Source organism: Microbacterium sp. SORGH_AS_0505, assembly GCF_030818715.1.
Lineage (GTDB): Bacteria > Actinomycetota > Actinomycetes > Actinomycetales > Microbacteriaceae > Microbacterium.
Genome location: NZ_JAUTAT010000001.1, coordinates 2101735 through 2125415 on the forward strand (window position 1 = coordinate 2101735; position 23681 = coordinate 2125415).

The following is a 23681-nucleotide window of genomic DNA, read 5'->3' on the forward strand; positions in this document are numbered from 1 at the left end:
AGGAGACCCCCAGCATGATCCGGATGACGCTCGCCGAGGTGACGCACGCCATCGGCGGCACCCTCCACCTCCACGGCACGGACACCCCCGAGACGGTTGTCGCGGGCACCGTCGACACCGATTCCCGGGAGATGGAGCCGGGCTCGGTCTTCGTCGCCAAGCCCGGCGACGTGACCGACGGGCACCTGTTCGTCGATGTGGCCGCCGAAGCCGGCGCCACGCTCGCGATCGTCGAGCGCCGCGTCGAGACGGCGATCTCGCAGATCGTCGTCGCCGACGCCGTCGCCGCGCTGGGTGCCCTCGCCCGCGAGGTGGTGGCACGCGTGCGTTCCGCCGGAGACCTCCGCGTGGTCGGCATCACGGGATCGAACGGCAAGACGACGACGAAGAACCTCCTGGCGCGCATCCTCGAGGTGGACGGGCCGACGGTCGCCCCGCGAGCGTCGTTCAACAACGAGGTCGGCGCACCCGTCACGATGCTCCGCGTCACCGACGACACCCGCTTCCTCGTCAGCGAGCTCGGCGCCTCGCGGCCGGGCCGCATCGCGGAGCTCGCAGGTCTCATCACGCCCGACATCGGCGTCGTCCTTATGGTCGGGCTCGCCCACGCGGGCGGATTCGGGGGCGTCGAGGCGACGCAGAGGGCGAAGACCGAACTGGTCCAGGCTCTCCGTCCGGGCGGAACCGCGGTCCTCAACGCGGACGACGCCCGTGTCGCGGCGATGGCAGCTGCGGCGCAGGAACGCGGAGCCGACGTCCGGTGGTTCGGACGCGGGACCGCGGCCGACGTTCGCGCAGACGACGTCGAAGTCACGGCATCCGGGACGACCGCGACGGTCCACGTCGACGGCCGTCAACTGCCCCTGCACCTGAAGGTGCTCGGCGAACACCACGTCATGAACGCCCTCGCCGCCATCACGGTCGCTCAGCTGCTCGGCGTCGATCCGGCCGACGCTATCGCGCGCATCGGGACCGTGAAGATCGCGGAGCGCTGGCGGATGCAGCCGCTCGGCGGCGACCGCGTGCGGGTCATCAACGACGCCTACAACGCGAGCCCCGACTCCATGGCCGCCGCGCTGCGGACCGTCGCCCAGATCGCCGAGCCGGGACAGCGCAAGGTCGCCGTCCTCGGTGCCATGACGGAGCTCGGCGAGCAGGCCGGGGAGGAGCACGATCGGATCGGGCTCCAGGCCGTGCGGCTGCGCTACGAACGCATCGTCGTCATCGGGACGGCGGCGCGACGCCTCTACCTGGCCGCCATCAGCGAAGGCTCGTGGGACGGCGAAGCCGTCTTCTTCGAGACCGCTGACGAGGCCTACGACTACCTGACGGCCGAGCTCCGCGACGGTGATCGCGTGCTGGTGAAGTCCTCGAACTCCGCCGGGCTCAGGTTCCTCGGCGATCGTCTGGGAGAATTCTTCTCGTGAGATCCCTGTTGGCCGCTGCGACGATCTCGCTGGCATTCACCCTGTTCCTGACACCGCTGTTCATCCGGCTGTTCCGGAAGATCGGCTGGGGTCAGGTCATCCGCACACCCGAAGACATCAACAACCCGAGCCATCACACCAAGCGAGGGACGCCCACCATGGGCGGCATCGTCTTCGTCCTGGGGACCATCGTCGGGTTCTTCGTCGGCAGCTACACGGGTGGCACGGAGCCCACCATCTCCGGTCTGCTCGTGCTCTGGATGATGGTCGGCCTCGGCATCATCGGCTTCATCGACGACTACATGAAAGTCCGGTCTCAACGGAGCCTCGGCCTCTCGGGCTGGCGCAAGATCGTCGGCCAGATCGCCGTCGCCGTCCCCTTCGCCATCATGGCCCTGAACTTCCCGAACCAGTACGGCGAGACTCCGGGTTCGGCCTACATCTCGTTCTTCCGCGACATCCCGACGCTCTCCTTCATGGCGCTCGGCGCTGTCGTGGGCTGGATCCTCTATCTCCTGTGGATCTCGTTCATGTCGGTCGCGTGGTCGAACGCCACGAACCTGACGGACGGGCTGGACGGCCTCGCCACGGGAGCCGGCATCTTCACGGTGTCCGCCTACAGCCTCGTGACGTTCTGGCAGCTGCAGCAGCGCTGCCATTCCGCCGCACTGGTGACCGAGTACACGGCCGCCTGCTACGACACACGGGACCCCATGGGCCTCACGATCGTCGCCGCCTCGTTCGTCGGCGCCCTCGTCGGGTTCCTCTGGTGGAACGCCCCCAAGGCGAAGATGTTCATGGGCGACGTGGGTTCGATGGCGATCGGCGGTGTCGTCGTCGCGATGGCCGTGTTGAGCCGTACCGAGATCCTCTCCATCGTCCTCGCGGGCGTCTTCATCATCGCTCCCGCGTCGGTCATCCTGCAGCGCTACTACTTCAAGGCGACGGGCGGCAAACGGCTCTTCCTCATGAGCCCCTTCCACCACCACCTCGAGATGCGCGGGTGGCCCGAGATCACCATCGTCGTCCGGATGTGGGTCATCGCCGGCATCCTCGCCATCTTCGGGGTCGCCCTGTTCTACGTCGGCTGGCTGGCTGCACTGTGACCGCCGACCTCGATCGCCTGACGAGCTGGCACGCGGACTGGTCGGGACTGCGGGTCGCGGTCCTCGGCCTGTCGATGACGGGATTCTCGGTCGCGGACACCCTGGCCGAGCTCGGCTCAGACGTCCTGGTCGTGACCGAGACGGCGAGCGAGGAGTACGCGCGTCTGCTGCCGGTCATCGGTGCGCGCCTCTGGAAGGGGGCGCTCGACGGCGTCCCCGACGAGCTGATCGCCCACCGCCCCGACGTCGTCATCGCGTCGCCGGGCTTCCCCCCGCATCACGCCGTCGTCGCATGGGCGCGCGAAGCGGGAGTCGCCGTGTGGGGCGACATCGAGCTCGCGTGGCGCGTCCGCGACAAGGTCCTCCGTCCCGACGGAACGCCGGCCGAATGGATGCTCATCACGGGCACCAACGGCAAGACGACCACGACGCAACTCACGGCCACGATGCTCGTGGCGGGAGGCCTCCGCGCCGCCCCGTGCGGGAACATCGGCGTGCCGGTCCTCGACGCCGTCCGCGACCCCGCGGGGTTCGACGTGCTCGTGGTCGAGGTCTCGAGCCATCAGCTCTGGTACCTGAGTCTCTCGGATGCCGCGGGTCGGGTGTCGCCGCACGCCAGCGTCTGCCTCAACCTCGCTGCGGACCACCTCGAGTGGCACGGCTCTTTCGACGCGTACCGGGACGCGAAGGCTGTCGTCTACCGGCAGACGCGCGTGGCCTGCGTCTACAACAAGAGCGACGTCGCGACGCGCGAGATGGTCGAGGACGCCGAAGTCGTCGAGGGATGCCGCGCCATCGGGTTCGATCTCGGCGTTCCGGGCCCGAGCGACCTCGGTGTCGTCGACGGCATCCTCGTCGACCGTGCCTTCCTCGATGAGCGCCGCACGAACGCGCTGGAACTCACCACCGTCGAGGACCTCGCCGAGTCCGGTCTGGCCGCTCCGCACGTCGTGGCGAACATCCTCGCCGCCGCTGCACTCGCCCGTTCGATCGACGTCCCTCCTGCCGCCGTCCGAGACGCCCTGCGCACCTTCCGTCTCGATCCGCACCGGATCGAGGTCGTCGCCGTCGCCGACGGCGTGACGTGGGTCGACGACTCCAAGGCGACGAACCCGCACGCGGCGGCATCCTCCCTCCAGGCCTACCCGGGTGCCGTCTGGGTCGTCGGCGGCCTTCTGAAGGGTGTCGACATCGACGATCTGATCGCGTCTCGCGGCCCTGCGGTCGCGGCGGCGATCGTGATCGGCGTCGAGCGCGCCGACATCGTGGGGGCTTTCGCGCGACACGCCCCGACGGTTCCGGTGTTCGAGGTCGACCACGCTCAGACTGAGGACGTCATGACCGAGGTCGTCGCGTTGGCGGCGGGCGTCGCGCAGGACGGAGACGTGGTCCTCCTCGCTCCGGCAGCGGCATCCTTCGACCAGTTCGCCTCGTACTCGGATCGCGGCCGGCGCTTCGCCGCCGCAGTGAACGCACGGATCGGAAAGGACGCCGGTGACAACCACGACCGACCGTCCGGCCCCGTCGGATCCGGCTGACCGCGGCTCGTCCGCTTTCACGGCGCGCGTCGGTCTCGGGAAGGTCCTCGCGCCGGTCCCGAGCGAGTTCCTCCTCATCGCCTCGACGGCGCTGATCCTGACGATCTTCGGCCTCGTGATGGTGCTGTCGGCGACGATGGCGACCTCCGGAGCGGGCGGTCCGTTCGAGACGGCGATCAAGCAGGGCGTGTTCGCTGTGGTCGGCATCCCGCTGATGTTCGTGCTGAGCCGGTTGCCGATGCTGTTCTGGAAGCGCATCTCCTGGATCGCGCTGATCGGGGCGCTCTTCCTCCAGCTGCTCGTTTTCACCCCGCTGGGATTCGCAGACGGCGGTAACCGCAACTGGATCATGATCGCGGGAAACCAGCTCCAGCCCTCGGAGTTCCTCAAACTCGCCTTCGCCCTGTGGCTCGCCTACGTCCTCTACCGCAAGCAGACGCTCCTCGGTGACTGGCGGCACGTCTTCATCCCCGTCGTCCCGGTCGCCATCATCGTCATCGGGTCGGTCGTGGCAGGCAAGGACCTCGGCACAGCCATGATCCTCGTGCTGATCCTCCTCGCGGCCCTGTTCTTCTCCGGCGTGCGACTCCGGATCTTCGTCATCCCGCTCGTGCTGGCAGTGGGCGCTGTCGCCTTCTTGGCGATCACGAGTCCGGACCGGATGCGGCGCATCATGAGCTTCATGAACCCGGACTGCCTCGCGGACTACTACGGCGACTGCTATCAGCCGCTCCACGGCATCTGGGGGCTCGCAAGCGGCGGTGTCTTCGGGCTCGGGCTCGGCAATTCTCGAGAGAAGTACGCGTGGTTGCCAGCGGCATCCCACGACTACATCTTCGCGATCGTGGGCGAGGAGCTCGGCCTCATCGGGTGCGTCGTGGTGCTGGCGATGTTCACACTCTTCGCCATCGGTGCGTTCCATGTGATCCGGAAGACTCCCGACCCCTTCATCCGCATCGCCGCGGGGGCGGTGACCGTCTGGATCGTCGGTCAGGCCCTCATCAACATCGGCGTCGTGCTTCGGGTCTTCCCGGTACTTGGCGTTCCGCTCCCGTTCATGTCCCAAGGCGGCACGTCGCTGATGTCGGTGCTTCTTGCCTGCGGGGCACTGCTCGCGTTCGCCCGGACGCTGCCGACGTCGGCGCCGGGGGCCGCGCCTGCCCGCCGGTAGGCTCGATCCGGTGACCACGTACCTTCTGGCCGGCGGCGGGACCGCGGGCCACGTCAATCCGCTGCTCGCCGTCGCCGACGCTCTCGTCGCTCGCGAACCCGACGCCACCGTCCTGGTCCTCGGCACACGCGAAGGGCTCGAAGCGCGGCTGGTGCCTCTGCGAGGCTACGAGCTGCTGTTCGTCGACAAGGTGCCCTTCCCACGTCGACCGGATGCCGCGGCTCTCCGCTTCCCCGAACGTTTCGCGCGCGCGGTGCGTCAGGTCCGAGGGCACATCCGCGAGCGGGGGGTCGATGTGGTGGTGGGCTTCGGTGGTTACGCCTCTGCTCCCGCGTATGTCGCTGCGCGGCGCGCGGGCGTCCCGGTGGTCGTGCACGAGGCGAACGCCAAGCCGGGACTCGCCAACGTCCTCGGCGCGCAGCGGGCCGCGGCATCCGGTGTCGCTTTCGAGGGCACTCCGCTGCGTGGTGCGGAGGTCGTCGGGATGCCGCTGCGTCCCGAGATCGTGCACCTCGACCGGGCAGCGCTCCGAGCGGAGGCCGCAGAGGTGTTCGGCCTCGACGCCGAACGGCCGGTCCTCCTCGTCTTCGGCGGCTCGCTCGGGGCCGTCCGCATCAACCGCGCCCTCGCCGATTCGTGGCGGGACGTCGTCGCCGCGGGATGGCAGGTTCTGCATGCGGCGGGAGAGCGCAACGACATCGCCGACCCCGGCGACGACGCCTACCGAGTCGTTCCGTACATCGACCGCATGGACCTCGCCTTCGCCCTCGCCGACGCGATCGTGTCGCGCTCCGGTGCGGCGACCGTGAGCGAGATCAGCGCTCTGGGCATCCCTGCGGTCTACGTGCCGTATGCGGTGGGCAACGGCGAGCAGGCGCTCAATGCCGCGTCCGCGGTCGCCGCCGGTGCCGCTGTGCTCATCCCGGACGGCGAGCTCACGGGGGACCGCATCCGCTCGAGCGTCGTTCCGCTGCTCGCCGACCCGGAAGCCCTCGACCGCATGCGTGACGCGGCGTCGACGGTGGGGACGCGAGCGGGCAGCGAGAACGTCGTCGCGCTCATCGATCGCGCACTCGGTCGCTGAGCCGCCGGGCCCGTCGCCCCAGCGCGCCGCAGCGTCCTCCCGGTGGGCCCGATCTAGACTTGACGGGCCATGATTCGCCCCGATCTCTCGCTCCCCATCCCCACGGACATCACCGCCGCCCACTTCATCGGGATCGGCGGTTCCGGGATGTCGGGACTCGCCGGGATGTTCCTCGACCGCGGCATCCGCGTCTCGGGATCCGATCGTTCCGACAGTGCCACGATGCGCGCTCTCGCCGCCCGCGGAGCCGATGTGCACGTCGGTCACGATGCGTCGAACCTGCCGGACGGCGTCGATGCGGTGGTGTTCACCGGGGCGATCTGGCCCGAGAACCCCGAGTACCTCCGGGCGAAGGAGCGCGGCGTCGCCGTCATCCACCGCTCGCAGGCGCTCCACTGGCTCGTCGGAGGCCGCCGCCTGGTGAGCGTCGCCGGGGCGCACGGCAAGACGACCTCGACGGGCATGATCGTCACCGCGCTCCGCGCCATCGGGGCCGACCCGACGTTCGTCAACGGCGGAGTCATCGCATCGCTCGGCGTCTCGAGCGGCACCGGATCGGATGATCTCTTCGTCATCGAAGCCGACGAGTCCGACGGCTCGTTCCTCCTCTACGACACCTCCGTCGCTCTCATCACGAACGTCGACCCCGACCACCTCGACCACTGGGGGTCGCGCGAGGCCTTCTATGACGGGTTCGTCCGATTCGCGGATGCCGCGTCCCAGGCGGTCGTCATCTCCTCCGACGACCCCGGTGCCCGCGAGGTCGCCGGCGCCCTGACCCACCCGAACGTGGTGTCCTTCGGGACGTCGCCCGACGCCGACGTCCGCGTGAGCGACATCGTCACGGAGGGGCCGGTGTCCTTCACGATCCACCACGGGGGACACTCGGCATCCGGCGCCCTCGCCGTCCCCGGCGCGCACAACGCCATCAACGCGGCCGGCGCGGTCGCCGTCCTGCTGACGCTCGGTCACGAGCTCGAGCCCGCCGTGCGCGCGGTCGAGGAGTTCGGCGGCACCGTTCGCCGGTTCGAGCTGCACGGCATCCGCTCCGGCGTATCGGTCTACGACGACTACGCGCATCACCCGACGGAGGTCGACGCCGCCCTGGCAGCGGCCCGCACCGTCGTCGGTGAGGGGCGCATCATCGCGCTCCACCAGCCGCACACGTACTCGCGCACCCAGGCGATGTACCGCGAGTTCGCCGACGTTCTCGAGTCGCGCGCCGATCAGACCGTCGTCCTCGACGTGTACGGTGCCCGCGAGGACCCCGTGCCGGGTGTCACCGGCGCGCTCGTCAGCGGGGCGTTCGATGATCAGGACCGGGTGCGTTTCGTGGCCGACTGGCAGCAGGCTGCCGAGTACACGGCATCCATCGCCCGCCCGGGCGACTACATCATCACCCTCGGATGCGGCGACGTGTACCGGATCATCCCGCAGGTCCTCGACGCCCTCGGTTCGGCGGAGAACTGACCGTGGGTCGGGCCTGAAGATGGAGCGGGACTGAGATGCGGCGGCCTTCGCCGCTCCCGTCGACGCCGACGCGCCGCCCCGAGGAGCCGTCGCGCACCGAGCGCGCTCGCGAGCCGGAGCTGCTGATCGAGCCCCCCGCCGCACCGTCTGCGGATGAGGACGGGACGGCGGCCTCCGATGCGCAGGTCACCGAGGTCATCGAGCCGTCGCGACCCGGCCGACTCGGGCGGGTCGTCCCGTTCACGCCGACCGAGCAGCCGGACGATGTCGCGCCGGAGACGCCCCGAGAGGATGCCGAGCCGGAGCGATCGCTCAGCATGCGCGACGTCTGGGCGGCGGCACGCGCCCGCCGACGTGCGTTGCGTCGCGAGGTCCGGCGCTTCACCGTGCGTCAGCGCCGCCGCCGGTACGCGTGGCTCGGCGGACTCGCCGCCGTCGTCATCGTCGGTCTGGGCGCGATCGCGACGGCGTACAGCCCGCTGTTCGCGGTGTCGAAGATCACGGTGGTGGGGACCGACCGTCTCGCCGGCGCCGCCGTGGAGAAGGCCCTCGCCGGCGAGATGGGCACACCGCTCGCGCTGATCGACTCGAGCGACGTGAAGGCGGCCTTGGTCGCTTTCCCCCTCGTCGAGAGTTACTCGATCGAAGCGAGACCGCCGCAGGAGCTCGTGGTGCGGATCGTCGAGCGGACCCCTGTCGGTGTCGTCTCCACGAGGGCGGGCTTCTCGCTCGTGGATGCCGCAGGTGTCGTCCTCGCGACGACGAAGGATGCACCCGAGGGGTATCCCGTCATCGATGCGTCGGGTGGTGCGGGGTCGCGCGCCTTCCGGGCGGTCGGCGCCGTCTACCGGTCGCTCCCGGCGGACCTCCGCACGCAGATCAGCGCCATGTCCGCGACCACCCCGGATGACGTCACGCTGACGATCGACGGCGCGGACGTGCTGTGGGGGAGCCCCGAGGAGCCACTCGAGAAAGCTCGGGTGCTGTCGGCCGCGATGACCGCCAAACCCCCGTCCGAGGTCGAGGAATACGACGTCTCGTCGCCCACCGCCGTCGTCATCCGCTGACGCGGAAATCCGATCCGACGACACGCCGCCGCGATGCGGGCGGGCGTCTCATCGACGCATACCTTCGGAATCAGGAATTGCATACTCGGCAATTCTTTAAACCTCTGGTTGAGGTTGAAGGTTTGCACTCGAGGTTCAGGACGATACGGAGGCCGGCGTGAGCCAGAACCAGAACTACCTTGCTGTGATCAAGGTCGTTGGCGTGGGTGGTGGCGGTGTCAACGCCGTCAACCGAATGATCGAGCTCGGCCTTCGCGGCGTCGAGTTCATCGCCGTCAACACGGACGCACAGGCGCTGCTCATGAGCGACGCCGACATCAAGCTCGACGTGGGACGTGAGCTCACCCGCGGTCTCGGCGCCGGCGCCGACCCCGAGGTGGGCCGTCGCGCCGCCGAGGATCACGCCGAGGAGATCGAAGAGGCCCTCGCCGGCGCCGACATGGTCTTCGTGACCGCGGGCGAGGGTGGTGGCACCGGTACCGGTGGCGCACCCGTCGTCGCACGGATCGCGAAGTCGATCGGCGCCCTCACGATCGGTGTCGTCACGAAGCCCTTCTCGTTCGAGGGTCGTCGCCGTCAGACCCAGGCCGAGTCCGGCGTCTCGAAGCTGAAGGAAGAGGTCGACACCCTCATCGTCGTCCCGAACGACCGCCTCCTCGAGATCAGCGACCGCGGCATCTCGATGATCGAGGCGTTCGCCACGGCCGACCAGGTGCTCCTCGCCGGTGTGCAGGGCATCACCGACCTGATCACCACCCCGGGTCTCATCAACCTCGACTTCGCCGACGTCAAGTCGGTCATGCAGGGCGCGGGCTCCGCGCTCATGGGCATCGGCTCGGCGCGCGGCGCCGACCGTGCGATCAAGGCCGCCGAGCTCGCGGTCGAATCCCCTCTCCTCGAGGCGTCGATCGAGGGCGCCCACGGTGTGCTCCTCTCGATCCAGGGCGGCTCGAACCTCGGCATCTTCGAGATCAACGACGCAGCCCAGTTGGTGAAGGAGGCCGCGCACCCCGAGGCCAACATCATCTTCGGTACGGTCATCGACGACACCCTCGGCGACGAGGTGCGGGTGACCGTCATCGCCGCCGGCTTCGACGGTGGCGAGCCCCAGGTGAAGGTCGAGCCGATCACGGCCAGCCGCCCGGCATCCGCCCCGGTCCTGCCGCCGCTGCCGGCCGACACGGTGGCTCGCGACCTCGCAGCCGCCGAGAACGCCGGTACGCGTGAGTCGGTGTCGGTGTCCGCGCCGTCCTCGTCGAGCGACTACGACTCGGCATTCGGCGACGACGACCTCGACATCCCCGACTTCCTGAAGTAACCGGATCGTGGATCTGCGTTCGCGGCTCGCCGACATCGACGCGCGCATCTCGGATGCCGCTCGGTCGGCGGGCCGCGATCCATCGGGGATCACCCGCATCGTGGTCACGAAGTTCCACCCCGTCGACCTCGTGCAGGACCTCGCCGGACTCGGCGTGACCGACGTCGGGGAGAACCGCCAGCAGGAGCTCAGCGCGAAGCACGAGGCCTACGCCGGGGACCCGGTCCGATGGCACTTCATCGGACAGGCGCAGACGAACAAGGCCCGGGCGGTGCGCCGCGATGCGGATGCCGTGCACTCGCTCGACCGGACTCGCCTCGCCGACGCGCTGCACGCCGCGCGGGCCGATGACGCCGACGTCCTCGACGTCCTCATCCAGGTCAATCTGACCGACGACGCGGGACGCGGGGGCGTCGCTCCATCGGGCGTGGCCGAGCTCGCCGAGCATGTCGCCGCGACCTGTCCGTCGCTCCGCCTGCGGGGCGTCATGGCCGTCGCCCCCCTGGGCGAGGAGCCCGCGCCCGCCTTCGAGCGGTTGGCCTCCTACTCAGCCGGCGTCCGGATGGTCGTGCCGGATGCCGATTGGATCTCCGCCGGGATGACCGGCGACTTCGTCGAAGCGATCGCGGCAGGTGCGACACACCTGCGGATCGGTTCGGCAATCACGGGCCCGAGGCCCGTGCACGGATAGCCTCGTCACAGACGAGCAATACGGAGGATGCGATGTCGAACCCGCTCAAGAAGACCATGGTGTACCTGGGCCTCGCCGATGAGGAAGAGGTCTACGAGGAGCCCACTCCGCGCCGCGAGAGCCGGGAGAAGCAGATCGAGAACAAGACGGCGCCGGTGACGCCCATCCACCGCCCCGCTGTCGTTCGTCAGCCGGCTCCAGCGACGGTGAGCGAGATCGTCACGGTCCACCCGAAGCAGTACCGCGACGCGCAGGCGATCGCCGAGAACTTCCGCGACGGCATCCCGATCATCATCAACCTCTCGCAGATGAGCGACGCCGACGCGCGCCGCCTCATCGACTTCGCGAGCGGTCTGTCGCTGGGTCTGTACGGGCGTATCGAGCGCGTGACGAGCAAGGTCTTCCTGCTCTCGCCCGAGAACGTCGCCGTGTCGGGCGAGGGCGCGATCGCCCAGGGTGACACGGACTCCACCCCCTTCACCCACTGACGCCGTGTCGGTCATCGGCCTCATCGCCGGGATCCTCAACGCGCTCCTGCTCATCTACGTGCTGTTCCTCCTGGCACGTCTGGTCCTGGAGTACATCCCGATGTTCAATCGGGAGTGGCGTCCGCGCGGCGGCTGGCTCGTCGTGGCAGAAGTCGTGTTCACGGTGACGGATCCGCCCATCAAGTTCTTCCGTCGTTTCATCCCTCCACTGCGCATCGGTCCCATCGCCCTGGACCTCGCATTCCCCATCACCATGCTCAGCTGCTTCGTGCTGCTGTCGATCACGCAGGTGCTGAGCCGATACTGACCGCGCCCTCGTCGCACCCATGACAGCCGCGGACTATGCTGTCGGGGTACGGCTCGCGCCTCGCGGGTCTTCATTGACCGGCCCGCCTCCTGAGCCCCGAAAGAGGAAAGACACATGCCTTTGACTCCCGAAGACGTCGTCACCAAGCAGTTCCAGCATGTTCGCTTCAAGGAGGGCTTCGACCCCGACGAGGTCGACGACTTCCTGGACGAGATCGTCATCGAGTGGCGTAAGACCATCGCCGAGAACGAGGAACTGAAGGCGAAGCTCGCCGCCTACGAGTCCGGCGAGACCCCCGCTGCCCAGGAGTCCGCTCCCGAGGTCGAAGCAGCGCCCGAGACCCAGGTCGTCGAGGAGGTCCCGACCCCGGCCGAGCCGACCGAGGCTCCCGTCCCCGCAGCTACCGCTCCCGCCGCCGCCTCCGCCGGCATCATCGAGCTCGCGCAGCGTCTGCACGACGAGCACGTCGCCGAGGGTAAGGCTCAGAAGGAGAAGCTCATCTCCGAGGCGCAGGCCGAGGCCGACGCCATCCTCAACGACGCACGTTCGAAGGCGCGCGACGAGATCACGCGCCTCGAGAGCGAGCGTGGCACGCTCGAGGGTCGCATCAGCGAGCTCCGTCAGTTCGAGCGCGACTACCGCGTTCAGCTCCGTGGCTTCATCGAGGACAAGCTCCGCGACCTCGACGTCGCCGGAACGTCGGGCTCGACGCCCATCCCCGCGTCCTGACCACTCGCACATTGTCGAGCCGAACGTCCGCGACGCGGACGACACTGCGCGCCGCAGCGGCCGGCACCACCATCGCGATCCTCGCGGTGCTGGTGCTGGCCGCTGATCAGTTCACGAAGTACCTCGCTCTCCAGAACCTGCCCGAGCGGCAGGCCGTGCCCGTCATCGGGGACTTCCTCCAGCTCTACCTGACGTTCAATCCGGGCGCGGCGTTCTCGCTCGGTGAGGGCGTGACCTGGGTCTTCACCCTTGTGCTCGCCGCAGCGGCGATCGCGATCGTCGCCCTGGGCATCACGCGCGTGCGCACCCGCGCCTGGGCGGTCGTGCTCGGACTGCTGCTCGGCGGCATCCTCGGGAATCTCACGGACCGTCTGCTGCGCGCGCCCGGCTTCCTGGTCGGACACGTCGTGGACTTCATCCACACACCCTGGCTGTGGCTGTGGTTCCCGTCGGCCATCTACAACGTCGCGGACATGTTCATCGTCACGATGATGATCGCGGTCGCGATCCTGGTGCTCATCGGTCTCCGATTCGACGGCACGCGCGAGAAGGATGCCGCGCGCACCGCGACCTCGACCGATGCTGCCTCGTCGAATGCGGACGACGACGCGTCCACGTCGGCGGATCCTCATGCCCAGCCGTAGCCTTCCTGTTCCGGACGGACTCGACGGCACGCGCGTCGACGCGGCGCTCGCGAAGCTCCTCGGATTCTCGCGGACCTTCGCGGCGGAGGTCGCGGAGGCGGGTGGTGTCCAGCTCGACGCGCGCACGGTCGGCAAGTCCGACAAGCTCGTCGCCGGCGCCTGGCTGCAGGTCGATTGGGAGGACAAGCGCGGCCCCGAGATCGTGCCGATCGCGGTACCCGATCTCGGCATCGTCCATGACGACGACGAGATCGTCGTGGTCGACAAGCCCGCCGGCGTCGCGGCTCACCCGTCGCTCGGGTGGGAGGGGCCGACCGTCGTCGGCGCCCTTGCCGCCGCCGGCTTCCGGATCGCCACGTCCGGTGCGCCCGAGCGACAGGGGGTCGTGCACCGGCTCGACGTCGGCACGAGCGGCCTCATGGTGGTGGCGAAGACCGAGCGTTCGTACACGGCGCTCAAGCGCGCGTTCAAGGAGCGCGAGGTCGACAAGATCTACCACACCGTGGTCCAGGGGCATCCCGACCCCCTGGTCGGAACGATCGATGCTCCGATCGGGCGTCATCCGAACCATTCGTGGAAGTTCGCGGTCATCCCCGACGGCAAGGATTCGGTGACCCACTACGAGACGCTCGAGGCGTTCCCGCGGGCGTCGCTCCTCGAGGTCCACCTCGAGACCGGTCGCACGCACCAGATCCGCGTGCACATGGCCGCGCACCGGCATCCCTGCGTCGGCGATCCGTTGTACGGCGGCGACCCCACGCTGGCGCAGAAGCTCGGGCTCGCGCGCCAGTGGCTGCACGCGCACGAACTGTCGTTCGCGCATCCGTCCACGGGGGACTGGGCGACGTTCCGATCGGACTACCCGGCGGACCTCGCAGGTGCTCTGGAGATCCTCCGCGACCAGTGACGTCCGGGAGATCGACGAGGAGTCAACGACCGCCGGCGAACGTGGCCGGGTCGTCCTCGGCGATCGCGAGCGCGATCTTGCGTACGTGCGTCTGATCGACCTCGACCAGGTCGCCGAGGCCGTACCAGCCGACCTCGGTCAACTCGCCGTCGGCGGGATGCGGGTCGCCCGAGACCCAATCGCAGCGGAAGACGAGATCGAGGTAGTCGACCTGATCGCCGTTGGCGTAGACGATGCGGGGGACCTGCTGCACCGCGGCGAGCCGCGTCGCGCGGACGACGACGCCCGCCTCCTCGAGGCATTCGCGGGCGGCTGTGTCGGCCGGCTCCTCGCCGGGCTCGACGATCCCCGAGACCGCCTGCCATTCGCCGTTGTCGGCGCGTTTGCCGAGGAGGACCTTCTCGTCGCGGAACACGATCGCGGTGACTCCGACCAGGGGGAGCGGTGCGGTGCCGATCTTCTCGCGGAGGGTCAGGACGAACTCGGGGGTGGTCATGTCGATCAGCCTAGGCGCCCTGTCCGAGGCGGAACGTAGACTCGATCCGTGGCATCCGACTCCTTCGTTCATCTGCACGTCCACAGCGAATACTCGATGCTCGACGGGGCCGCGAAGATCGGCGCGATGACGCAGGCCGCCGCTGATTACGGGATGCCGGCGATTGCCGTCACCGACCACGGCAACACGTTCGCGGCGTTCGAGTTCTATCGCGCTGCCAAGGCAGCGGGCGTCAAGCCGATCGTCGGTCTCGAGGCGTACGTCACGCCCGGCACGCACCGCAGCGACAAATCGCGCGTGGCGTGGGGATCGCCCGACCAGAAGAGCGACGACGTCTCGGGTTCGGGTGCGTACACCCACATGACGATGTGGAGCCAGAGCACCGAGGGCATGCACAACCTCTTCCGGTTGAGCTCGCTGTCGAGCATCGAGGGCTACTACTTCAAGCCCCGCATGGACCGCGACCTCCTGCAGACCTACGGCAAGGGACTCATCGCCACGACAGGGTGTCCCTCGGGTGAGGTGCAGACCCGTCTGCGGCTCGGCCAGTACGACGCGGCACGCGCCGCCGCCGCCGAGTTCCAGGACATCTTCGGCAAGGAGAACTACTTCGCCGAGATCATGGATCACGGTCTGTCGATCGAGCGCCGCGTCATGACCGACCTCATCCGACTGTCGAAGGATCTCGGCATCCCGCTGGTCGCCACCAACGACTCCCACTACACGCACCAGCACGAGGCCGACGCGCACGAGACGCTCCTGTGCGTCCAGTCCGGGTCCACGCTCGACGACCCCAACCGCTTCAAGTTCGACGGCGACGGGTACTACATCAAGACGGCGCAGGAGATGCGTCAGCTCTTCCGCGACCACCCAGAGGCGTGCGACAACACGCTCCTCATCGCCGAGCGCTGCGAGGTGGAGTTCAACACCTCCGCCAACTACATGCCGCGCTTTCCCGTCCCCGACGGCGAGACCGAGGACAGCTGGCTCATCAAAGAGGTCGAGGCGGGCCTGCACTACCGGTACCCGGGCGGCATCCCCGACCGTGTCCGCAAGCAGGCCGAGTACGAGACCGGGATCATCCTGCAGATGGGCTTCCCGGGCTACTTCCTCGTCGTCGCCGACTTCATCAACTGGGCGAAGGACAACGGCATCCGCGTCGGGCCCGGCCGTGGCTCCGGTGCCGGCTCGATGGTCGCCTACGCGATGCGCATCACCGACCTCGACCCGCTCGAGCACGGCCTCATCTTCGAGCGGTTCCTGAACCCCGACCGCGTGTCGATGCCCGACTTCGACGTCGACTTCGACGACCGTCGCCGCGGCGAGGTCATCGACTACGTGACCGAGAAGTACGGGTCCGAGCGCGTCGCGCAGATCGTCACCTACGGGACCATCAAGTCGAAGCAGGCACTGAAGGATGCCGGTCGCGTCCTGGGCTTCCCGTTCTCCATGGGCGAGAGACTCACGAAGGCCATGCCGCCGCCCGTCATGGGCAAGGACATGGAGCTCGGCGGCATGTTCGACGCCAAGCACCCGCGCTACAAGGAGGCCAGCGAGTTCCGCTCGCTCGTCGACACCGATCCCGACGCGAAGACGGTCTTCGACCGCGCCCTCGGGCTCGAGGGCCTGAAGCGCCAGTGGGGCGTCCACGCCGCCGGCGTCATCATGTCGAGCGAGCCGCTGATCGACATCATCCCGATCATGCGCCGCGAGCAGGACGGCCAGATCGTCACGCAGTTCGACTACCCGTCGTGCGAGACCCTCGGCCTGATCAAGATGGACTTCCTCGGGCTCCGAAACCTCACGATCATCTCGGACGCCCTCGACAACATCCGCACCAACCGCGGTGAGGAGCTCGACCTCGAGCACCTCGAACTCGAGGACCGAGCGGCGTACGACCTCCTGAGCCGCGGCGACACCCTGGGTGTGTTCCAGCTCGACGGCGGCCCGATGCGGTCCCTGCTACGCCTCATGAAGCCCGACAACTTCGAGGACATCTCGGCCGTCATCGCGCTGTACCGCCCGGGTCCGATGGGCGCGAACTCGCACACCAACTACGCGCTCCGCAAGAACGGCGTGCAGCCGATCACCCCGATCCACCCCGAGCTCGAAGAGCCGCTGCGGGACATCCTCGACACGACCTACGGCCTGATCATCTACCAGGAGCAGGTCATGGCGATCGCGCAGAAGGTGGCCGGCTTCTCGCTCGGCCAGGCGGACATCCTGCGTCGCGCGATGGGCAAGAAGAAGAAGTCGGAGCTCGACAAGCAGTACGAGGGCTTCTCGGGCGGCATGAAGGAGCGCGGCTTCGGTGAGGCGGCGATCAAGTCGCTGTGGGACATCCTGCTCCCGTTCTCGGACTACGCCTTCAACAAAGCCCACTCGGCCGCGTACGGCCTCGTCTCCTACTGGACGGCCTATCTCAAGGCGCACTATCCCGCCGAGTACATGGCCGCCCTCCTCACGAGCGTCGGCGACTCGAAGGACAAGATGGCGGTGTACCTCAACGAGTGCCGCCGCATGGGCATCCGGGTGCTGCCGCCCGACGTGGGGGAGTCCATCCGGTTCTTCGCCGCCGTCGGGGAGGACATCCGTTTCGGCCTCGGCGCCGTCCGCAACGTCGGGACGAACGTCGTCGACGGGATCGTGTCGGCCCGCTCGGACGGTCCGTATGCGAGCTTCCACGACTTCCTCGGCAAGGTCCCGGTCCACGTCGCGAACAAGCGGACCGTGGAGTCGCTCATCAAGGCCGGGGCCTTCGACTCGCTCGGCTCGACCCGGCGTGCCCTCATGGAGATCCACGAGGACGCCGTCGAGCAGGCCGTCCTCGACAAGCGCCGCGAGGCGAACGGCGAGGTCGGATTCGATTTCGACAGCCTGTGGGGCGACGACGAGCCGCAGCAGGTCGCACGCGTGCCGGAACGCCCCGAGTGGACGAAGAAGGACAAGCTCGCCTTCGAGCGCGAGATGCTCGGCCTCTACGTCTCGGACCATCCGCTGGCAGGTCTCGAGATCCCGCTCGCGAAGCACGCGTCGACGTCCATCCACGACCTGCTGGTCTCTGAGGACATCTCCGACGGCGACATCGTCACCGTCGCAGGCCTCGTCACGAGCGTCCAGCACCGCGTCGCCAAGCAGAGCGGCAACCCCTACGGCATGATCACCGTCGAGGACTTCGACGGCGAGGTGACCGTCATGTTCATGGGCAAGACGTACACCGAGTTCCAGTCGATGCTCGTCGCCGACTCGATCCTCGTCGTCCGAGGGCGCGTTTCGCAGCGCGACGACGGTCGCAACCTGCACGGCCAGTCGGCATTCGTCCCGGATCTCGGATCGGTGGATGCCGCGGGTCCGCTCGTCCTGCTGCTGCCCGAGCATCGCGCGACCGAGACGACGATCGGGCAGCTCGCGGCAGTCTTCGACCGTCACCCCGGGACGACGGAGGTGACGCTGAAGCTGCACAAGGGCGGCGTCGCGAAGGTCTTCGAGGTGCCGGCGCAGGTAGGCGTCACCGTCGACCTGTACGGCGAGTTGAAGGGGCTGCTCGGTCCGCAGTGCCTCGGCTGAGCGAGTGCGACAGGCCGTGTCGCGCGGGCTGATCCGCAGGGCCGACGCGGGTAGGATCGCAGGCGGCGCTGATCCGCGCTGTTCGGAAGGAGCACCGTGACCGACCAGAAGACGAACCCCGAGTCGCCCGACGACGCCGGAAGCACCGTCGAGGACCTCGACGTCACGGTGGTCCGGGCTCCCGACACCGCCGCCGTCGACGCGAACGGCCTCGATCGTGAGACCGAAGCCTACGATTTCTCGACGGATGCCACGGCTGACGCCGACGCGCCTGCCTCGGAGCCCGTCGAGGCCGAGACGGTCGTCGACGATCCCGCCGTGACGGGGTCACCTGCCGCGCTCGAATCCGGCGCAGCGGCATCCGGTGAGGGCCACATCCCGCCGCAGTACGGGATCGGCCCCTTCTCCCTTCGCGAGGTCTCGCTCCTGGGCGTGTGGGCGCTGGCGTTCCTCTTCTCGTTCTTCCCGCTCTACGGCGACAACCAATTCACCCGCCTCCTCGGCGGCGGGTCGGTCTGGACCTCGGGCATCGACTGGGTCCTGTCGATCGCCGCACCGACAGTCGCCGTGTTCCTCATCACCCTTCGCCGGTTCTCGCCGGACGGCATCCGCCGCGTGGGCTCCCTCGGCGTCGACCAGTTCGCCTCCGTCGCGTTCTCCGTCTCCGCCGTCCTCTGGTTGAGCTGGCTGTGGACGAACATCGCCCGCGGTGCCGCCACCGGTGTCTGGCTGAGCAGCTGGGTGGTCTGGGTCGAGGTCCTCCTGATGGCCGCCGGGGTCGCGTTGACGGTCTTCGCACCGTTCATCCCGCCGTTCCACGAGGACTTCCTTCACCGGGCCGAGGCGCCCGCTCACCGCGTGGCTCGTCGTGCGCGTCCCGTGGTCGCGCGTCCTCTCTCGGACGCACGATTCACGATGGCGGCGCCGGAGGTCGAGCCCGACCCGACCCCCTTCGGAGCGCCGGCGGAGGACGACGAGCCCGCACCGGTTTCCGCATCGGCGCATCAGGCGTTCTGGGCTCTCGCGCCGGTCGAGCGTGATGTCGTTGATGAGAACGGCGCGCCGCTCTTCCGTGTCGGCCCGACGGCCTGGGCGCTCGTCATCGAAGACCGCGGCGACTCGTTCGTCGTCCGTCACGAGGACGGCCGGATCGGGTACCTGACCGACGTCTCGGGCGTCACACGGGGCTGAGCCGCCGGTAGCCTGGAGGGATGCTCCGCACGATCGACCTCCGGGGTCGCGCCGTCACGCCGACCGACCTCCTCGCCGCTGTTCCCCGGGCCACGGCTGCCCGCGATGAGGCGCTCGCCACGGCGGCCGCTGTGGTCGCCGACGTCGCGGAGCGGGGCGAGGTCGCGCTCCGCGAGCAGGCCTCTCGCTTCGACGGCGTCGACGGTCACGCTGTCCGTGTACCCGCTGCGCACCTCGACGAGGCGCTCGCGTCCCTCGATCCCGGCATCCGCTCCGCGCTCGAGAACGCGATCAGTCGCGTACGACTGGCGTCCGCCGCGCAGGTGCCAGCTCCGGTCGTGACCGAGATCGGTCCCGGTGCCCGCGTCGAGCAGCACTGGCGTCCGGTCCGTCGCGCCGGCGTCTACGTCCCGGGAGGGAAGGCCGTCTATCCGTCGAGCGTCGTCATGAACGTGGTTCCGGCGCAGGTGGCAGGCGTTCAGCAGGTCGCGCTCGCCTCTCCGCCTCAGCGCGACCACGACGGCCGGGTGCACCCCGTCATCCTCGCGGCCGCCAAACTCCTCGGGGTGACCGAGGTCTACGCGATGGGAGGGGCAGGGGCCATCGGCGCCTACGCGCACGGCGTTCCCGCCATCGACCTCGCCCCCGTTGACGTCATCTCCGGGCCCGGCAACAACTTCGTGGCCCTCGCCAAGCGCGTCGTGGCGGGCATGGTGGGCACCGACTCCGAGGCCGGTGCGACGGAGATCCTCATCGTCGCCGACGATTCGGCCGATGCCCGCCTCGTCGCGGCCGACCTCGTGAGCCAAGCGGAGCACGATGAGCAGGCTGCCGCCGTGCTGGTCACCGATTCGGCGACGCTCGCCGAGGCCGTCGTGGCCGAGGTCCAGAAGCGCGCCGCGGCCACGCACCACGCGGAGCGCGTGGCTCAGGCGCTCGCGGGCCCTCAGTCCGCCGTCGTGCTCGTCGACGACATCGTGACGGCCACGGCCTTCAGCAACGCCTACGCTCCCGAGCACCTCGAACTCCACCTGCGCGACCCCCGTCCCGAGGAGTACGTCAACGCGGGCGCGGTCTTCGTCGGGCAGTGGACCCCCGTGAGCCTCGGCGACTACCTCGCCGGCAGCAATCACGTCCTCCCGACCGGTGGTCAGGCCCGGTACGCGTCGGGCCTGTCGGCATCCACCTTCCTCCGGCCGCAGCAGGTGATTGCCTACGACCGCGAGGCGCTGCAGACGGTCCACCGCGACATCGTGACGCTCGCGAACGCCGAGGTGCTGCCCGCGCACGGCGAAGCCGTCTCGGCGCGCTTCGACGCGTAGGCTGGATGCCGCCATGCACTGTCCGTTCTGCCGCCACTCCGACTCCCGTGTCATCGATTCGCGCACGAGCGACGACGGTCTCAGCATCCGCCGCCGCCGTCAGTGCCCCGAATGCGGCGGTCGGTTCTCCACGATCGAGACCGCGAGCCTCAACGTCATCAAGCGATCCGGTGTGATCGAGTCCTTCAGTCGGGAGAAGGTCATGTCGGGCGTCCGCAAAGCCTGCCAGGGCCGCCCCGTCACCGAGGCGGACCTCGCGATGCTCGCCCAGGCGGTCGAGGAATCCGTCCGCCAGACAGGTGTCTCGCAGATCGACACGAACGAGATCGGTCTCGCGATCCTCGGGCCGCTCCGCGAACTCGACGAGATCGCCTACCTCCGCTTCGCCAGCGTCTACCAGGCGTTCGAGACCCTCGACGACTTCGATGCGGCGATCGCCCTCCTGCGGGCGGACCAGGCGCAGCGCGCCCCGCGACAGGACGCCTGAGCGAACCACGCGAGCGCCGCCTCTAGGCTGGGAGCCGATGTATCGACTCCTCTTCGACCTCGTCCTGCGCCGGCTCGACCCCGAGACCGCCCACCACCTCGGAATGGCGGTCATCCGCCTCGCCGCGGTGCCCCCGTTCTCCGCGGTCGCGCGCGGGCTGACCAGACCGGATCCTGAGCTCCGGACCGAGGCCCTCGGTCTCGTCTTCGACTCGCCCTTCGGCATCGCCGCCGGGTTCGACAAGAACGCGATCGGAGCTCTGGGGCTGCACGCCCTCGGGTTCGGGCACATCGAAGTGGGGACGGTCACCGCGATTCCGCAGGACGGGAACCCGCGTCCGCGGCTGTTCCGCCTGCCCGCCGATCGCGCGCTCATCAATCGCATGGGATTCAACAACGAGGGCGCGGCCGTGGTCGCCGAGCGGCTCGCCCGCATGCGCCGCCGTCGTCGGCGCCCTGTCCTCGGCGCGAACATCGGCAAGTCCCGCGTCGTCGACGTCGCCGACGCGACGGCAGACTACGTCGCGAGCACGCGACTCGTCGCACCCGTCGCCGACTACCTCGTGGTCAACGTGTCGTCGCCGAACACACCCGGACTGCGCGGGCTGCAGGCCGTCGAGACCCTGCGGCCGCTGCTGACGGCCGTGAAGGATGCCGCCGGCGACACGCCCCTGCTCGTGAAGATCGCCCCGGACCTCTCCGACGAGGAGATCGATGGCATCTCGACGATGGCGGTCGACGCCGGTCTCGCGGGGATCGTGGCAACGAACACGACGATCGCCCGGAGTGGGCTGACGACGGATGCCGATCAGGTCGAGGCCATGGGCGCGGGCGGACTCTCCGGCGCGCCCTTGCGCGAACGCTCGCTCGAGGTGCTCCGTCGGGTCCGCGCGGCAGTCCCCGCCGAGTTCTGCGTGATCGCCGCCGGGGGAGTGGAGACGGCCGACGACGTCCGGGAGCGGCTCGCGGCCGGCGCCGACCTCGTCCAGGGCTACAGCGCGTTCGTCTACCGCGGACCGCTGTGGGGGTGGCAGATCAACCGCGGCCTGGCGCGCTGACATCATTCGGTGGCGGGACTGCTGCCGAAAACATTAGAGTCGTCTCATCTACGTCAGGGGATGGGGATCTCTCATGAAAACGTCCATGTTCACGCCACTCGTGTTTGGCGTGGCGACCGCTTTGACTCTCGGCACTGTGTCGGCCGCGCAGGCGACGGAGCCGGCTTCAGACGCCGTGCTCACTGTGTCCAGCCCGGCGGTGATCAGTCTGCCGGCCTCGGACGGAGTCCGCGACACGACACAGGTCATCGTGACATCGGATGCAGATACGACGGGCGTACCGAGGATCTACTCACCTGAAGGCGCGCTCGTCGCGGAGCTCGCACCCCTGGACCTGGCGACGGTCGAAAGACGAGCCAGCCTCGTTGTCGACGTCTCCCTTACCACGCGGCCCGGTCGCTATCGCCTCGAGGTGACGCCGGCCTCGGGAGCTCCCGTGAGCACGGACCTCGTCGTGGGCTCAGGCGCTCCGGTAGACGTCTCCCTGTCGCTCAACCCCCGCTCGATCTGGAGTTGGTCCAAGGCGAAGGTCAACACATCGACTGCGACCGTCGCCGCTGTCGACGAAACGGGTCTCCGGGTTCCGTTCACGGGAGTCGTGACGGCCGTCCGAGGTGCGAAGTCCTCGACGCTCAAGGTCGCGTCGGCGACGGGGGCGCCCGCGAAGGCGACGGTGTCTGGCGTCAAGCTCGGCACGGGGACAGCGAAGGTCACGTTCACGGCGAAGGCTGCGGGTAAGACGCGGAGCACGTCCACGAACTTGACGGTCAAGGACGTCGCCATCACCGCGACGGCCGTCTCCGCGTCGGCTCGGACGATCTACCCGGTCAAAGACGGGTATCTGGACGCCACCAAGATCAGCGTCTCCAGCAAGACGAGTACGGCTGAAGCCGTGACCGCCCAGGGCACTGTCACGATCCTGCGGGGCACCAAGACCGTGCGGTCGTGGAAGCTGTCGTCATCGAAGAGCTGGAACGTCACTTGGGATGGCAAAGTCGGCGGGAAAGTCGTGCCCGGCACCTACACCGTCAAAGTCCAGATCAAGGGGCCGCAGGGGGCGACGAAGTCGGCCACCACTACGGTCGTGGTCAAGACGGGGAAGCTCGTTGAGAAGACCGTAAAGAAGACGTACAAGACGTCCTCCGTCCTCAAGACCTACACACCCCTCGACGAATACCAGGACGGCTATTGCGACTACGACGAGGTGACCTTCGCGTGCATCGGGTTCGACGGCTACTACGGCGACGACTCCGTTTCGCTCATCTCCGAAGGTACGACCGGTGTTCCGAAGCAGGTCCGTGACTCCTACGGGTTCGGCGGCGTCAAGGTCAAGATGACGCTGAACGCGCCGGTCGTTTCGGGTCAGGCCGTGTGGGGATATGGAACCGCCGGCAACCCCACGGCGAAACTGACGGAGATGAGGGAGGGCGCGTCGTCCCCGGGCTGGTACAGCGTTCCCGGTAAGCCGGCGACGCTCTCGGTCACGGCAGCCACGGGCCTCTACAGCTACTTCGTGTCTGACAAGATCACCGTCGAGTACCGCTACAAAGTGATGGGGAAGTAGTCGATCATCATCACGACGAGACGAAGCCCGCACCTCGAGGTGCGGGCTTC

21 protein-coding genes are annotated in these 23681 nt (G+C 68.7%); 20 read left to right on the plus strand and 1 reads right to left on the minus strand.

The genetic code is table 11. The features are described from left to right. The first annotated feature begins 14 nt into the window (after window positions 1-14). The 14 genes from murF to QE428_RS10400 all read left to right on the plus strand — a co-directional run bounded on the left by murF (window position 15) and on the right by QE428_RS10400 (window position 13947). A complete protein-coding gene (murF, locus tag QE428_RS10335) occupies window positions 15-1427 on the plus strand; it encodes a UDP-N-acetylmuramoyl-tripeptide--D-alanyl-D-alanine ligase (protein ID WP_307468794.1) in 1413 nt (470 codons plus the stop codon). Next, complete coding sequence (gene mraY, locus QE428_RS10340; protein ID WP_307468797.1) at window positions 1424-2533, plus strand: phospho-N-acetylmuramoyl-pentapeptide-transferase; 1110 nt, start codon at window positions 1424-1426, stop codon at window positions 2531-2533. The genes murF and mraY overlap by 4 nt, the downstream gene beginning before the upstream one ends. After that, on the plus strand, window positions 2530-4071 hold the full coding sequence (gene murD / locus QE428_RS10345; protein ID WP_307468800.1) for a UDP-N-acetylmuramoyl-L-alanine--D-glutamate ligase: 1542 nt from the start codon (window positions 2530-2532) through the stop codon (window positions 4069-4071). The genes mraY and murD overlap by 4 nt, the downstream gene beginning before the upstream one ends. Further along, a complete protein-coding gene (ftsW, locus tag QE428_RS10350; protein WP_307468803.1) occupies window positions 4028-5242 on the plus strand; it encodes a putative lipid II flippase FtsW in 1215 nt (404 codons plus the stop codon). Before murD ends, ftsW begins: the two co-directional genes overlap by 44 nt. A gap of 10 nt (window positions 5243-5252) precedes the next feature. After that, entirely contained in the window at window positions 5253-6326 is a 1074-nt protein-coding gene (locus tag QE428_RS10355; protein WP_307468806.1) for a glycosyltransferase, read from the plus strand. Between the two features lie 69 nt (window positions 6327-6395). Further along, the gene (murC, locus tag QE428_RS10360) at window positions 6396-7796 is read left to right on the plus strand and encodes a UDP-N-acetylmuramate--L-alanine ligase (RefSeq protein ID WP_307468807.1); all 1401 of its coding nucleotides are present in this window, start codon (window positions 6396-6398) and stop codon (window positions 7794-7796) included. 35 nt (window positions 7797-7831) lie between these two features. Then, complete coding sequence (locus QE428_RS10365) at window positions 7832-8863, plus strand: cell division protein FtsQ/DivIB (RefSeq protein WP_307468810.1); 1032 nt, start codon at window positions 7832-7834, stop codon at window positions 8861-8863. A 157-nt stretch (window positions 8864-9020) separates the two neighbouring features. Beyond that, window positions 9021-10181, plus strand: a complete 1161-nt coding sequence (gene ftsZ, locus QE428_RS10370; RefSeq protein WP_307468812.1) for a cell division protein FtsZ — start codon at window positions 9021-9023, stop codon at window positions 10179-10181. Between the two features lie 7 nt (window positions 10182-10188). Then, a complete protein-coding gene (locus tag QE428_RS10375) occupies window positions 10189-10872 on the plus strand; it encodes a YggS family pyridoxal phosphate-dependent enzyme (RefSeq protein ID WP_307468815.1) in 684 nt (227 codons plus the stop codon). 32 nt (window positions 10873-10904) lie between these two features. Beyond that, window positions 10905-11360: a cell division protein SepF gene (locus tag QE428_RS10380; protein WP_307468818.1), complete on the plus strand. Its 456-nt coding sequence runs from the start codon at window positions 10905-10907 to the stop codon at window positions 11358-11360. 4 nt (window positions 11361-11364) lie between these two features. Next, window positions 11365-11667: a YggT family protein gene (locus QE428_RS10385; RefSeq protein WP_091352759.1), complete on the plus strand. Its 303-nt coding sequence runs from the start codon at window positions 11365-11367 to the stop codon at window positions 11665-11667. Between the two features lie 114 nt (window positions 11668-11781). Further along, the gene (locus tag QE428_RS10390) at window positions 11782-12396 is read left to right on the plus strand and encodes a DivIVA domain-containing protein (protein WP_307468822.1); all 615 of its coding nucleotides are present in this window, start codon (window positions 11782-11784) and stop codon (window positions 12394-12396) included. Window positions 12397-12407: 11 nt separating this feature from the next. Next, window positions 12408-13040, plus strand: a complete 633-nt coding sequence (gene lspA / locus QE428_RS10395; protein WP_307468825.1) for a signal peptidase II — start codon at window positions 12408-12410, stop codon at window positions 13038-13040. Beyond that, on the plus strand, window positions 13027-13947 hold the full coding sequence (locus QE428_RS10400; RefSeq protein WP_307468827.1) for an RluA family pseudouridine synthase: 921 nt from the start codon (window positions 13027-13029) through the stop codon (window positions 13945-13947). The genes lspA and QE428_RS10400 overlap by 14 nt, the downstream gene beginning before the upstream one ends. Before the next feature lie 22 nt (window positions 13948-13969). Here QE428_RS10400 and QE428_RS10405 read toward each other — a convergent pair whose 3' ends face one another. After that, window positions 13970-14443, minus strand: a complete 474-nt coding sequence (locus tag QE428_RS10405) for an NUDIX domain-containing protein (RefSeq protein ID WP_307468829.1) — start codon at window positions 14441-14443, stop codon at window positions 13970-13972. A 48-nt stretch (window positions 14444-14491) separates the two neighbouring features. Between QE428_RS10405 and dnaE the strand changes: the two genes are divergently transcribed. The 6 genes from dnaE to QE428_RS10435 all read left to right on the plus strand — a co-directional run bounded on the left by dnaE (window position 14492) and on the right by QE428_RS10435 (window position 23631). Beyond that, window positions 14492-18010, plus strand: a complete 3519-nt coding sequence (dnaE, locus tag QE428_RS10410) for a DNA polymerase III subunit alpha (RefSeq protein ID WP_307468832.1) — start codon at window positions 14492-14494, stop codon at window positions 18008-18010. Between the two features lie 96 nt (window positions 18011-18106). Beyond that, window positions 18107-19201 (plus strand): hypothetical protein, encoded by a 1095-nt coding sequence (locus QE428_RS10415; RefSeq protein ID WP_307468834.1) that lies wholly within the window; start codon window positions 18107-18109, stop codon window positions 19199-19201. Between the two features lie 20 nt (window positions 19202-19221). Beyond that, window positions 19222-20523, plus strand: a complete 1302-nt coding sequence (gene hisD / locus QE428_RS10420) for a histidinol dehydrogenase (protein WP_307468837.1) — start codon at window positions 19222-19224, stop codon at window positions 20521-20523. Window positions 20524-20536: 13 nt separating this feature from the next. Continuing rightward, a complete protein-coding gene (gene nrdR, locus QE428_RS10425; RefSeq protein ID WP_091352791.1) occupies window positions 20537-21010 on the plus strand; it encodes a transcriptional regulator NrdR in 474 nt (157 codons plus the stop codon). Between the two features lie 37 nt (window positions 21011-21047). Next, window positions 21048-22067 (plus strand): quinone-dependent dihydroorotate dehydrogenase, encoded by a 1020-nt coding sequence (locus tag QE428_RS10430; protein ID WP_307468842.1) that lies wholly within the window; start codon window positions 21048-21050, stop codon window positions 22065-22067. 73 nt (window positions 22068-22140) lie between these two features. Further along, window positions 22141-23631: a hypothetical protein gene (locus tag QE428_RS10435; RefSeq protein WP_307468845.1), complete on the plus strand. Its 1491-nt coding sequence runs from the start codon at window positions 22141-22143 to the stop codon at window positions 23629-23631. Window positions 23632-23681 lie beyond the last annotated feature (50 nt).

Bases quoted from the DNA above. Each gene is read 5' to 3' on its own strand.
- murF (WP_307468794.1), top strand. From the start codon at position 15: ATGATCCGGATGACGCTCGCCGAGGTGACGCACGCCATCGGCGGCACC.
- murC (WP_307468807.1), top strand. From the start codon at position 6,396: ATGATTCGCCCCGATCTCTCGCTCCCCATCCCCACGGACATCACCGCC.
- QE428_RS10365 (WP_307468810.1), top strand. From the start codon at position 7,832: ATGCGGCGGCCTTCGCCGCTCCCGTCGACGCCGACGCGCCGCCCCGAG.
- QE428_RS10380 (WP_307468818.1), top strand. From the start codon at position 10,905: ATGTCGAACCCGCTCAAGAAGACCATGGTGTACCTGGGCCTCGCCGAT.
- QE428_RS10390 (WP_307468822.1), top strand. From the start codon at position 11,782: ATGCCTTTGACTCCCGAAGACGTCGTCACCAAGCAGTTCCAGCATGTT.
- QE428_RS10400 (WP_307468827.1), top strand. From the start codon at position 13,027: ATGCCCAGCCGTAGCCTTCCTGTTCCGGACGGACTCGACGGCACGCGC.
- QE428_RS10405 (WP_307468829.1), bottom strand. From the start codon at position 14,443: ATGACCACCCCCGAGTTCGTCCTGACCCTCCGCGAGAAGATCGGCACC.
- hisD (WP_307468837.1), top strand. From the start codon at position 19,222: ATGCTCCGCACGATCGACCTCCGGGGTCGCGCCGTCACGCCGACCGAC.
- nrdR (WP_091352791.1), top strand. From the start codon at position 20,537: ATGCACTGTCCGTTCTGCCGCCACTCCGACTCCCGTGTCATCGATTCG.
- QE428_RS10430 (WP_307468842.1), top strand. From the start codon at position 21,048: ATGTATCGACTCCTCTTCGACCTCGTCCTGCGCCGGCTCGACCCCGAG.
- QE428_RS10435 (WP_307468845.1), top strand. From the start codon at position 22,141: ATGAAAACGTCCATGTTCACGCCACTCGTGTTTGGCGTGGCGACCGCT.